General features: G+C 31.7%; 10 protein-coding genes. 3 read left to right on the top strand and 7 right to left on the bottom strand.

Translation table 11 applies throughout. The features are described 5' to 3' along the window. The 6 genes from WKH56_RS05735 to WKH56_RS05760 form a co-directional block, all read right to left on the bottom strand. Entirely contained in the window at window positions 1-1233 is a 1233-nt protein-coding gene (locus WKH56_RS05735; RefSeq protein WP_342834825.1) for an aspartate aminotransferase family protein, read from the bottom strand. Window positions 1234-1235: 2 nt separating this feature from the next. Beyond that, window positions 1236-2150 (bottom strand): UDP-N-acetylmuramate dehydrogenase, encoded by a 915-nt coding sequence (gene murB, locus WKH56_RS05740; protein ID WP_342834826.1) that lies wholly within the window; start codon window positions 2148-2150, stop codon window positions 1236-1238. Window positions 2151-2518: 368 nt separating this feature from the next. Continuing rightward, on the bottom strand, window positions 2519-3058 hold the full coding sequence (locus WKH56_RS05745; RefSeq protein ID WP_316910750.1) for a PilZ domain-containing protein: 540 nt from the start codon (window positions 3056-3058) through the stop codon (window positions 2519-2521). 115 nt (window positions 3059-3173) lie between these two features. Next, complete coding sequence (locus WKH56_RS05750) at window positions 3174-4073, bottom strand: SPFH domain-containing protein (protein ID WP_342834827.1); 900 nt, start codon at window positions 4071-4073, stop codon at window positions 3174-3176. A 28-nt stretch (window positions 4074-4101) separates the two neighbouring features. Beyond that, window positions 4102-4533 carry an NfeD family protein gene (locus WKH56_RS05755; RefSeq protein ID WP_342834828.1) on the bottom strand — a complete coding sequence of 144 codons (432 nt, stop codon included), beginning with the start codon at window positions 4531-4533 and terminating at the stop codon, window positions 4102-4104. A 271-nt stretch (window positions 4534-4804) separates the two neighbouring features. After that, window positions 4805-5761 carry an LCP family protein gene (locus WKH56_RS05760; protein WP_342834829.1) on the bottom strand — a complete coding sequence of 319 codons (957 nt, stop codon included), beginning with the start codon at window positions 5759-5761 and terminating at the stop codon, window positions 4805-4807. Between the two features lie 177 nt (window positions 5762-5938). On the opposite strand from WKH56_RS05760, the gene WKH56_RS05765 reads away from it, so the two are divergent. The 3 genes from WKH56_RS05765 (at window position 5939) to WKH56_RS05775 (ending at window position 11343) form a co-directional block, all read left to right on the top strand. After that, the gene (locus WKH56_RS05765; protein ID WP_342834830.1) at window positions 5939-6748 is read left to right on the top strand and encodes a hypothetical protein; all 810 of its coding nucleotides are present in this window, start codon (window positions 5939-5941) and stop codon (window positions 6746-6748) included. A gap of 92 nt (window positions 6749-6840) precedes the next feature. Beyond that, window positions 6841-9219, top strand: a complete 2379-nt coding sequence (locus tag WKH56_RS05770; RefSeq protein WP_342834831.1) for an AAA family ATPase — start codon at window positions 6841-6843, stop codon at window positions 9217-9219. 1053 nt (window positions 9220-10272) lie between these two features. Then, entirely contained in the window at window positions 10273-11343 is a 1071-nt protein-coding gene (locus WKH56_RS05775) for a hypothetical protein (protein WP_342834832.1), read from the top strand. 235 nt (window positions 11344-11578) lie between these two features. Here the strand turns inward: WKH56_RS05775 and WKH56_RS05780 are convergent, their stop codons facing one another. Continuing rightward, complete coding sequence (locus tag WKH56_RS05780) at window positions 11579-12859, bottom strand: UDP-N-acetylmuramoyl-tripeptide--D-alanyl-D-alanine ligase (RefSeq protein ID WP_342834833.1); 1281 nt, start codon at window positions 12857-12859, stop codon at window positions 11579-11581. Between the last annotated feature and the right edge of the window lie 158 nt (window positions 12860-13017).

Here is a 13017-nt window from a genome sequence, read left to right on the forward strand (position 1 = left end):
TTATTGTCCTCCGTTAAAAAATAAAGATAATTTCTTTTCTAATTGAAATTCTTTTAATGTTTTTTTAAATGCTGTAAGAAACTCGTTAATTTCCAAATGGGTAATAATTAATGGGGGGAGTAAACGAATAATATTGCCTTGCGTAATATCAATTAAAATACCGTTTTTTAATGAAGACAACTGAAAGTCTCTAGCTAATTCGGGGGAAAGTGTTGTTGATAGTCCGAACATTAAGCCTTTATATCTAATTTCTGTGAGGATATGAGGGCAATAATCCTGTATTTTTGTCAACTCATTAAATAAGTACGCTGCTTTCTCTTCCACATTTATTACGTCTTGTTCGACTAAAACTTCCATAGCTGCCAAACCTAAAGATGTAGCTAAAGGAGGATTGGCCCAAGTCGTGCCGTGATCACCTTTTTGATATGTCTCAAGGAGTTTATCTCCTATAATAACTCCTCCTAAAGGAATGCCTCCACCTGATCCTTTTCCAAATAATATAGCATCTGGTTTAATTCCAGATGTTTTGTAAGAAAAGAAGGTTCCTGTTCGACACATTCCTGTTTGAATTTCATCCATAATAAGTAGCGTATTAGTTTCATCGCAGATTTTTCTAGCCATTATCATAAATTCATCTGAGATAGGAAACACTCCGCCGGACCCTAAAACAGGTTCCATTAGAAAAGCAAGAGGCTTTTCTTCTTTTATTGCTTTTTGAAATTCCTCAATAGAGTTGGGAGTTATTTCAATAGCTTCAAATATAGTAGAGGGATAGTCTTGATAAACGGCTGGTTGCCTTGTGAGGGATACAGCTCCTAGTGTTCTTCCGTGAAAACTATTTTTAAATACAACGAGTTTGTTGCGAGAATCTGAGGTTCTCTTTTTTCTTTTGTATAACATCTTAAGTACAGATTCAGTTGCTTCCGCACCAGATGTAGTAAAAAACACCTTACCCTTAATGGAATATTCTGAAATTTTTTGAGCATATTCAATAGCATTAGGGTTATAGAAATGATAAGGGGCGTGAATCATATTTTTTGCTTGTTTTACAAGAACTTTATTTAAAGCTGGGTGGTTGTAACCAAGTTGGTTAACTCCCACACCAGCAAACATATCTATATATTGGTTTTGTTTTTCGTCAAATAGATAACAACCATTCCCCTTTATGATTGTTATGGGTAATTTAGTATAGGCGGGCGCTAAGTATTCGCTATTTTTGTCTGACCAAGACAAGTTTACCCCTTCTTTCCTCTAGTGGTTAAGAACTGTACTTCTGGATTTAATTGAACACCGTATTGTTCTTGAACTTTCTCTTGAGCTAATCTAATTAAAGAAATTACATCATTAGAGCTAGCGTCACCTAAGTTAACAATAAAATTCCCGTGTTTTTCAGAAATTTGAGCGTTACCTATACGGTGACCTTTTAATCCTAACTTTTCTATTAAGTTACCTGAGTACTCAGGTAGTGGGTTCTTAAATACGCTACCGCAGCTTGCTTCCTTAAGTGGCTGTGTTTTTAATCGGTATTCTTTATTGTCGTTAGTTATTTTGACGATATCTTCCTTGTTAGCAGGCGTTAACTCAAAAGTTGCTTCTAATACAACCCATTTTTCCTGCTGAATAACGCTTTTTCTATAACTAAATTGCAACTTTTCGTTTGTAAGAGTTTGTACCTGACCGGTTTCGTCTAGCACCTTTATCTCCTTTAACACTTTAGAAACATCACTTTTATGAGCCCCAGCGTTCATTGTTACGGCTCCGCCTACGCTCCCTGGAATGCCAGCACCAAACTCTAATCCAGATAATCCTTGTTTGGCAACGTTTAAACAAAGTACTATAAATGATGCTGCTGCACCCGCCGTAACTAAATTGTCGTTAATATTAATTGATTCAAATTCCTTACCTAAACGTATAACAATCCCTTTAATACCTTCGTCAGGTACTAGGATATTGGAACCTTTGCCTATAATAAAGTACGGTATATTATTAGATAAAATATATGTATATAAATTAGAAAGTTCGTTAATGGAATGAATATGCACTAAGAATTCAGCATTGCCGCTTAATTTCCAAGTGTTGTATCTCTTTAAAGATGCGTTTTCTGTAAAGTTTAAATTTAATTCTTGAAGCTTTTCTTTAATGTTTGTCAAAATAGTCATCCTTTCAACCTGAATTCTTTTATTTTATTTTTATGAAGATTTAAAATACCTTGGCAAAAAAAAGAAAAAACCCACTTATTTACGAGTTTTTTTCTTCTTAAAAAATTCAAAAGTAAATACAATTAAGTCCACAATTAGAGAAATTATAAGATAAATATATAAATAAGAAAAGATTAAAAATATAGGAATAAAGAAAACAACTGACATTTTTAAGTGCGGCCATACAATTAATATTAATAAAATGAACAGGATAGAAGTAAAACCGTTTTTTATGTAGTAGTTTTTGTAAAGTGAATTCATTCTGCATCACCCGTTACTAAAATACACATAAATAGTATTATTTCAAAAAATATAGCTCTTTATCTATAGTGCAGTTCAACTCCATAATAATATAAATCTTTGTAAATGTCGTGTTTTTCCCACGTAATCCTACCCATTGCTCTCCTTGGTATATTTTCTTCATCAAAAAAGACTTCTATGAACTCAGAAGTAAGTTCGTAATCAGTTTCAATTTTTAAGCCTGAATAGCTAATATCTAAAATAGTTACAAATCCAATCTGGTTAAAATCCGAAACTACCGCTTGGTATTCTACATTTTTACGTTCTTCTTTTCTAGCATTATCTACACATTTGTATTCTAGAACCTGAAAGTCGTATACCGGTTTTCCTTTATGCTGTGCTAAATCTTTAAAAGAAACTTTAAAAAAATGTATATGTTGATATGACGTATATACCAAATTGTAAATTTGGTCGGTAGAAAACGGTACAGGTGAGCCGTTCAAGCTTCTTGGTATTAATGTATATAAATAATTCTCTTCTTCTGCAAAGTAAACAATTTCTACGTTAGTCAAAACTCGATGATCGTTAGATATCACCTCTGCTGGTCGTTGGAATTGCATAAAATAACTACACCTCCTAATGTTGAGATGATTATACAAACAAAATATATATTTTCAAAAAAAACCTATAAAAAATATAGGTTTTTTAAGATGATTAAATGTGGCTAATTTATAATTACTTTTTATTAAAATTTGAGAATTCTTTAAGAGAGCTTACTGTACCCATTAAATTAACTGCATCATACGGAACAAGCATTTTGTTATCACTATCTGCTAATTTGCCAAGAGCATTGATAGACTCCAGGCTTAAAACTTGGTTAGAAATATTAACATTGTTGTACGCATCGTAAATACGTTTAATTTTTTCGCTTTCTGCTTCCGCAATTAAGCGTATAGCTTCAGCTTCTCCGTTTGCTGTTCTAATTTGAGTTTCTCTTTGGGCATCCGCTTTTAAGATTGCAGCTTCCTTTTCACCCTGCGCTTCCAAAATTTGAGCTTCTTTTATACCTTGTGCTCGTAGAACTTGTTCACGTCTTTCTCTCTCAGCTCTCATTTGTTTTTCCATAGACTCTCTAATATCTCTAGGGGGATCAATATCTTTAACTTCTACTCTTTCGATGCGAACTCCCCAGTTAGTAGTTGAATCATCTAGAGCTCCTCTTAATTGTGCGTTTATTCGGTCTCTACTAGCATAAGTTTCATCCAGTTCCATTCCGCCAATTGTATCACGTAAAGTCGTAGCAATAATGTTTATAACCGCTTCTCTTAAGTTATCAATTTCATAGACTGCTTTAAATGGGTCAGTTACTCTATACCAAACTACAGTGTTTATTTTTACACCTACATTATCGCGAGTAATAACATCCTGAGCAGGTGTATCTAAAACTAACGTTCTAAGATTAACTCGAGTTGAAATTTTATCTATTCCGGGGATTATAATTTTAAATCCTGCGTCAAGTTGTCGATTAAACTTACCAAGGCGTTCCACCATAGCTACAGTGGATTGCTTAACAATTTTAATTGAAGAAAAGAATAAAACAAAAGCTAAAATAACAAGAAAAATTGGGAATATCACATAAACACCTCTTAAATCAAAAAGAAATTCAGTTTTTAGGGTACACAACTAAGGTTGTTCCATCTATCATCTCAATTTTTACAATAGTATTTTCTTTAATTTCTGTATTATTAAGACTTTTAGCTAACCAGCTTTCAGACTCTACATTTACTCTTCCGTTTTTATTTGTTTCTATTTTTTCAGTAACTATGCCTTCTTTCATAATAAATGCTTCAATATTGGAAGGTCGTACAGTTTCGTTAATTTTAAATCGTTTAATAAGCACTGGTCTTAATGCATAGATAGCGACAATGCTTAATAAGGCAAATGTAGCGACTAAAACCCAAAAATTATCGGTTAGTATTAATGAGATAAAATATGTAATAAAGGAAGCAATCGCAAAAAACAAACCAAAAAATAATCCTGGAGTAGAGAATTCAATAATTAAAAATAACACTGCAAGAACTAGCCATATCTCCATAGTTAAATGTTCACCCCCCGTTAACCATAACCATAAACTTATTATTCTAATGTTTTTGCATACCTTGAATAAAGGGTAAACAAATTATTTCTTGCACAAACTTTCATAATTTTTCATAACATCTACTAGCATTTATGCAATTTGCGTAAACTCTACCAAAGTTTATGATCATAAAATTTCAGAGCATAAAAAAACAGGCATATCTATTTCAGTAATATGTCTGTTTTTATAGTGAAAATTATTAATTGAGTTTTTAAGTTAGTAGGACAAGTTAATTGTCTACTTGATCTAAGACATCAAATACTTGTTGAGCCGCCTTTTGAATAGCATCATTAGATGCAGTTACATAAGAAACGCCACCTATCATATCGGTACCAGCGTCTAACTTTATTGATTGAATGTTATCACCGCTTAAACTTCTCATTTTTAGAGCTAACAGACCTAGGTCTTTAAAACTTACATTTGAGTTAAAGTTTTTATCTACTACTTGTATTATATCCACCATCTTAGGAATGTTTCTAACTGTAATTGTTTGATCAACGATAGCGCGTATTACCTGCTGTTGTCTTCTCATACGCCCAAAATCGCCCTCTCCATCCTTCCTAAAACGCGCATAATTTAATGCCTTAATTCCATTTAAAGTTTGTTGACCCTTTTGTAAAGAAAACTGAGTTCTAGTTATTCTGTCACTAAACGTCATATCTTTTTCAACGTCTATATCTAATCCGCCTATTGCATCTACCATTTCTTGAAATCCCTTAAAATTAATAGTTGCATAATAATCAGTATGGATTCCAAATGTTTCTTCAATCGTTTTTGCAGTTAGGTCAACGCCACCTCTTGCAAAAGCTGCGTTAATTTTATCGTGACCGCTTTTCCCAGGGATTTCCACTCTTAAATCACGGGGTATCGATAGTAAAGAAACTTTAGAATTTTTAGGGTCTACCGCTGCAACCATAATTGTATCACTTCGACTATCATTGAATGAATCGCCGTCTACTCCTAACAGCAAAATTGCGAAAGGTTTTTTAGAGTCTAAATTAACGTTATCTTGAAAGTGTTCTATATTTGATATTTTCCCCACTTCTTGTACAAATTGCTCTTCAGCAGTTGGTTCTGGGTGTATGATGTTCCATACATATTGATCGAAAACATAATACCCTCCGTACAACAAAACACCAAAGAAAAATACAGAAAGTATAAATTTAATAAAACCTAGCAATTTCATTTGGACACCTCTTTATGGCTTCAAAATTATAAAAATAAGCTTATTTTTTATTCTCCAAGAAAAAAATTATCCCTTATTTGATAAATATTTTGGAAAAGATAGCATATTTTTGGGCCTTTCACTAGTTTTTTGTTTATAATTTATAATATAGAGGTTAGAAAGAGGTCGAATGATAAAATGGTTAATATCGAAACTTTTGATGAATATAAAGAACGTTTATTAGATGAATTAAAAAATATAGATGTAGTAGAGCAACTTGAGATTATAAATGACGACGAAATAAACTTTACTGTAAAAAATCCTAATTACAATGAAGGATTCCTAGTGGATTTAGAAAGCGTCTGGAGACAATACAAAATAGTTGGAAATTTAGATCTACTAAATGTCTTTATAGAACAACAAAAATCAAAGGTCCTCTTATGGGGATTAAAGAATAAAACTTTTGGAGAGTTAAAGGATAAATTAATTCCTTCCCTTCTACCTGTAAACAAAGTATCTAAAGAGGGTGAAAATTACATTACTCGAAATTTGAGTAGAGATTTCAAAACCACACTTATGTATGACTTAAAATATGTAAGACAAGCATTACAGGATGATTGCTTCCCTTTTTTACCTGATACAGCAGATATGATGAATATAGCTGCTAACAATTTAATGAATAAAGGTTGGGGGAACGAAGAGGAAATCTTTGAAAACGAACATTTCCAATTCTTCACATATCGTATTTCTGACAGTTACATCTCGCACTACCAATTTTTTATTAAAGAACTAATTGAAGAATCTATGGGCGACTGCTTTTTTGCCTTCCCTACTGAAAACACCGCTTATGCAGTAAAGGTTAAAGGAAATAAAATGGATTCAGTTATTGAGAGTCTCAATGTTTTGTCTAAACGGGTCCAGTTTAGTTATAAAGAAGAAGTTGAGCCTTTATCGCAAGATATAGTGAGATACAAAGATGGCGAATACGAGTTTTTGACTAAAAAGTAATATAAGGACATACACGTAGTAGCAGTATTCCCATTTTTTTATATACATATTAAGTAATAAGAGTTCTAAGAAGTGTTAACGGAGGAAAAATAATGTTAGGTTTATTTGGAAGAAAAAAAGGAAAGCGACACAACACAAGTAGTTTTACAATTGAGCAGGATTCTGATTTTTATTATGAAGTAAAACTTCATAGTAGTTTAGTATGCTTTACTAAAGAAAAGTTACACGCTGAAATTGTTGTAAAGGAATTAGAAAAGTTTGAGGTAGAAGGAACTTTAGAACATCTTGTTCCAGGATTCACTTGGCAACATATACGAGATATCCCCTATTTAATAGAAAATATAAGTTCTAATGCTTACGCTATGATTCGACCAGTTTTACAGCGCTATGGGGTTACTCATAATTATAATGGTAATTACATAACCACTTTAGATTCTACTAATTCAACAGTCTCCTACAAAACGGTGACAGGAATGTTGGTTAAAGGAAAACATTTACATAATGGGGTTGCAATTCGAAAAGAAAATGATGAATACAAATTAGAAAACGTACCTACAGGGAAAACAATAACAGCTATGGAAAGCGAAGAACAATTAAGGCAGTTCTACCACGAGACTGCTTCTTTTTTTCCTTGGCATTACGAAAATGTGATGCAGGTATTAGATGACAACATTAATTTGAAAATATATTTTAAAGAAGTCAAAAGAGCTATTAGTTCTGGGGGGGGAATTCCTCAACCTAGTACAGAAACAATTGCTCCTGCTCAATTTAGTATCTATGGAGGTACTGATCCTCTTAAGTTAGAGGCTTACGTAAAAGCAATGAAAAAGCTTAATAGTTTCATTGGTATGAAAAACGTTAAATTAAAAATTGACGAGTTCCTTAAAACTTACTCTGTAAACAAATTTCTTGGAAAGATGAACATAGGTACAGAAGATGAGAAGCTGCACTCTTTAATTGTTGGTCCTCCTGGTACTGGTAAGACAGAGGTGGCAAGAATAATGAGTGATTTATTATGGTCGCTTGATATGATTGAAGAAAATAAATTTGTAGAGTTATCAAAAGACGATTTTGTTAAATCAGCTGTTGGTGGCACTGAAGAAGCAACTAAAGCAGTTATTGAAAAAGCATTAGGTGGCGTAATGTTCATTGATGAAGCATATACGCTTTTAGGGAATAAGGGTTCTGCAGGAGATAATAATTTAGATTATGGAAAGATTGCTTTAGAAATAATTATGAGAGCAATGTCTTTCTATCCTGGTAAACAATTAGTAGTTATTTTTGCTGGTTATCGAGATAAAGTTGATGAATTACTGTTAGAAAATGATGGACTCCCTTCACGCTTTAAATTTAGATTCGAATTTGACGATTATACACCACAAGAGTTAAAAGAAATAGCAGTAGAAATGTTAGAAGGCCAAGGCTTTGTTACAAATGACATTAATGAACAATTAAGTCATTTAATTTACTCTAAGGCTAAGCGCGGTTCACTTCAAGGTAACGCCAGAGATATTAGTAATTTGGTTGGCGAAATAACACGACAGCACAAGAATTACGTATCAGAGAAAGGCGGTCATTATAAAATAATTCATCCGGATGTTATTCATTCCGTATCAAATGCAAAAAAAGTTAAAAATACCGCTGCTTTAGAGTCGTTGTTAATTGAGGCTGAAAAAGAACTAAACAATTTAATTGGTTTAGAAACATTCAAAAAGCAAGTTCGTTCCTTAAAAAACGTTTTAACTGCTGATCAAAAAAGATATGCACAAGGTATTGTTACTACTCCCCCACTTCTTCATATGGCTTTTAAGGGGAATCCTGGTACTGGTAAAACAACTGCTGTTAGGATATTAGCAAAAATTCTTAAAGGTTTAGGCGTATTATCTAGTGGACATTTTATTGAAGTTAAAGGAAAAGATCTAGTTGGAGACCACGAAGGACATACTCCTAAAAAAGTTGATGCTTTAATAAAAAAGGCTAGAGGCGGCATTTTATTTATAGATGAGGCTTATAGTATGGTAAATGGCAAAAATGACAGGTATGGTATGGAAGCCATAAATACATTGTTAGGTGAAATGAATGGATCCGGTGAAGATGCAGACCTTTCTATTATATTTGCTGGATACCCTAACAAAATAGAAGAATTATTCAGTCTGAATGATGGTTTCAAATCGAGGATTAATCAACATTTTATTTTTGAGGATTATAAAATAAACGAACTTCTTGAATTATTTAAGTTAAGAATGAAAGAACTTAGTTATGAACTTGATTATAATGTTCTTGAGACTGCAAAAGCAGCTATTTCATACGCAAAGAACGCTCACAATTTAGAAAACAGTAATGCAAGATGGATTAGAAATTATTCTTTAGCAATAAAAAGTGCCCAAGCAGATCGTCTAGAAATTGAGGGATACGATAATTTGCAACTTATTAAGCAAGAAGATGTTTTAGAAGCATACAAAAAGATGTAACTAAAAAAGCAACCTTCTCTTTTGGAGGTTGCTTTTTTAGTTATGTAATTATATTAGTTAATCTTAATAAACGCTATGCAATGTGCATACCGTTTATTTTATTTTATGCGCGTATAGTAAAATATACGCTGTGTATGTATAGTTAGTAATTACAATTCAACGCTTGCAATCAAAAGCAATTAAAAGCAATTAAGCGATATTTACAAGGAAGTTTCACTTCAAGGAATTTGATAGCTGTTTTATATTATTGATTGTTCAATTGATTGTTTTATTGACTAAATCCTAAAAGTCTTTATTGAACATTGCGTTATTAAACAAAAAGCCTTTAATAACAAGCTTCAATCAATATTGCATTACTTAATTATTAATTTTTATTGTTTAATTATTGATTATTATTGATTGTCACCTCTTTTTATTGCTAATTATTGATTGATATAGTTATTTAAAAGATTTATGTGTACTTTCCAGCATTAGATTCAGATCCTCTGGATAATCCTGATCTATGTCAATGATAATATTTAGTAATAAAGTTATAGTGTTTCTAATGATATTATTTCGCTTCCTTTTGTAATCCGAATGAATCATTTTCTCTTAATTATTACTTTTTGAAAAATAGCTGTAGTGTAATGTATAAGGGAACTTGGCAACTCACGCTTCCTTTTTATAAATTGAATAAAAAGTAAAATTTAAAAGGTTACCTGTGGTTTATAAAAGCAAGTACCTTTCGTCATATAACACTTTGTAGTAACGCATATTTGTGAAATAATAAAAAAATTGTTGTTCAGCGCTATGTTTTAAAGGACTTGTTACAAGTTAACGATAACTTATTGTTAACTGTTTATTGCTAATGTTACTCTATTGATTATAATTGATTGAATTTTATTGATTATTATTGGTTGATTATTGTTTATTGTTGTGGCTATTCCGTGATAAATAAGTTTGCTTATATCAATAGAAGTCGAATATTGAGTTAATTGGTTGATTGATTTTTATTGCTTTGATTGTTGGAATTTATGTATTATTAAACTAGAGGATTATATAGGTGGTGAAAATATGAGTAAAATTAGTATGAAAGAAATTTTAACAGAAACTTTTAAAGATGATGTATTGTGGCGACAAATTCACAACCTTAACCTAGAAGATTATTTATTTCCAGAATCCCTTTTAAAAGAACTCCATTTGGAAGATACATATTACACATCAAAGGCAGCTGCTATTATAGGTTTGCCAGATAATGATGCACAGCCAATAAGAAACAATTTAGCTGAAGGTAGAAAGAATGTTAGGGAGTATGTACAAGCTACTCGAACTAGTAGACAATGGACCTTTGATTATAAGTCCCTTTTTAGAATGCATATGTATTTTATATTAAACTTAAAAGGAAATATGTCTCCAAAGGAGATATCTCATTATCTAGGTAATGAAGTTGAAGAAATCGTCACAGATGGCAATTCTAAAAAAAGAAGTAACGTAATTAATGAAAAGCGTGAACTATCAAGTTCAAGTAATTCATCTAAATATGATGAAAGACTAGAAAAGATAGAAAATCAATTAATTTATCAAAATCAGCTAAATAGGCTACTTACTTTAAAGCAAGAATACGAAGAAGCGAGTCGGAAAGTGACGGACTGGGAACTACTAATGGAATTTGTGAATTATCAACTTGAAATAGCTGAAATGAAACGAAGAGAAATTAGATCTGAAAAGAAACAGTTAGAGTTAGTTAAAGAAACTTTTAAAAAGATTGATCAAATGAATGAAAATAATCGTCCAAGTTTGTTGAAGGCAATTTTCTCTAAAAATACAGCTGGGCCGGTTGATTACGATAAGACTTTCGCTGAAGTTGCTGCGGCAAGTGAAGTGAATTTGGACAAGCAATCCCCTAGCCAGGAACTAACAGATATTAATTACGAAATTGAAAAACTTAAACAAAAAAAGAAGAATATAGAAAACGATAAAGAAGATTTAGCTAAGAATAGAACAAATAAAAAAGAAGCATATGAAAATTTCAAGACACAATTTGATTACTTTGAAAAGAAGCTTAAAGCAACGAGTTTCGTTGAAGAAGCTTCACAATCAAGGATAAATGATTCTTATACAATCGAATATAACGATGAAAAATAAAAAAGAAGCTTATTTTAAGCTTCTTTTTTTGATATGAAAAGGTTGCAATCAAAACCAATTAAAAATTTTATTGTAACAAAACTAAAAAAATTTAATTTAAATCAGTATTTTGTTTCTTCCAATTAAATATCGCCAATTAAAAATTATTGATTAATTATTATTAACTTTTATTGATTAATTATTGTTTATTGATTGATTATTGATTGATTGTTGCGCAACACTTTTAGTTCGCTGTTTAATTAAAGTGATCGTAAACTTTTTCTAAGGTCATTCCCCTTGAAGCTTTAAGCAGAATATATTTTCCGGAAATTAGCTCATTGTTTTTCTTAACAAAATCACATAGCGCTTTGGTGTCATTGAAGTATTTTGTTTCATTAGAGCCTTTAGCGATTTTATAAGCTTCGCTCATATCCTTGCCTACAAACCAGAATTCAAAGTCTGGATACATTGTTGCGATTTTACCTATCTTTTTATGAGTGCTTATACTTTCGTTACCTAATTCAAATATATCACCGAGAATCGCTATTTTATTTTTAGGGGTGTTAATACTTTTAAAGGTGATTAGTGCGCTTTTAAGGGAAGTTAAGCTAGAATTATAACAATCTAAAAGAAAAGAATTAGTAACTTTTTCTTTGTATTCTAATCTCATATCAGCATTCTGAAAGCTATGTAACCCTTGCTGGATCATTTTAATATCTATATTAAGTATTTCTCCTAATTTAATAGCAAAAGCTGCATTTTTAGCATTATGAAGTCCGAACGACGGTAAGTCATAATTGTTTTCAAGATAGTTAAATGAAATTTTATTTTCTAATTGTTTTAAGTTCTTGATATCAATGTCTTTAACAGGGTGACCATTTAAGCTAGATAACAGACTCTCATCGCCATCAAAGATTACATTTTCCTTTGAAGTTAATCCCTCGATAATCTCCATCTTCGCCTTTGCTATATTTTCTCTAGATCCTAGATGACCAATATGAGATTCACCTATGTTAGTAATAATTGCAAAGTTAGGCTCGGCAGTCCTGCTTAAATCGCTAATCTCACCCATATGATTCATTCCCATTTCGACAATGCAGAGTTCTGTGTTTTTTGGCATAGTTAAAAGGGTTAGTGGTACCCCAAGGTGATTGTTATGATTACCACTATTTTTATGTATTTGAAAACTGTTTGAGAGTGCGGCCGCCAAGATTTCTTTGGTTGTAGTTTTTCCGTTAGAACCTGTGATACCCACTACAATTGGGTTAACTTCTTTACGATAGCTATTTGCAATTGTCTGGAATGCTTTTAATGTATCATCTACTTTAATAAATTTAATTTTGTTACTAAGATGAGACGGAACAGCAGTTTTATTATTCCATAAAGTTGCAATCGCTCCATTCTCTATGGCATCTTCTATATACAAGTGGCCGTCCGATTGATCCCCTTTAATAGGAACAAACAAACCCCCAGGTTCTATTTTTTTTGTGTTGAAGTGTACGTTTGTAACACTAATTCCAATAATTCTTTCTAACATAGTAACCTCCATTGTTTAGGGTTTTATTTAGACATTAATAAAAACGTTCTACTAATGTTCTTATAATTAATATTCTTTATTTTTTTTAAAAAAAAGATGTTACACCGTTGATTTAATTAGATGAATTATCTTTTAATGTAAACACATAAAAGTACAAA

It is taken from the genome of Priestia sp. SB1, from assembly GCF_038898415.1.

What these genes read in the sequence shown, in the direction of transcription:
- WKH56_RS05745 (WP_316910750.1), bottom strand. Translation starts at nt 3,058, where the DNA reads ATGCAATTCCAACGACCAGCAGAGGTGATATCTAACGATCATCGAGTT.
- WKH56_RS05755 (WP_342834828.1), bottom strand. Translation starts at nt 4,533, where the DNA reads ATGGAGATATGGCTAGTTCTTGCAGTGTTATTTTTAATTATTGAATTC.
- WKH56_RS05760 (WP_342834829.1), bottom strand. Translation starts at nt 5,761, where the DNA reads ATGAAATTGCTAGGTTTTATTAAATTTATACTTTCTGTATTTTTCTTT.
- WKH56_RS05765 (WP_342834830.1), top strand. Translation starts at nt 5,939, where the DNA reads ATGGTTAATATCGAAACTTTTGATGAATATAAAGAACGTTTATTAGAT.
- WKH56_RS05770 (WP_342834831.1), top strand. Translation starts at nt 6,841, where the DNA reads ATGTTAGGTTTATTTGGAAGAAAAAAAGGAAAGCGACACAACACAAGT.
- WKH56_RS05775 (WP_342834832.1), top strand. Translation starts at nt 10,273, where the DNA reads ATGAGTAAAATTAGTATGAAAGAAATTTTAACAGAAACTTTTAAAGAT.
- WKH56_RS05780 (WP_342834833.1), bottom strand. Translation starts at nt 12,859, where the DNA reads ATGTTAGAAAGAATTATTGGAATTAGTGTTACAAACGTACACTTCAAC.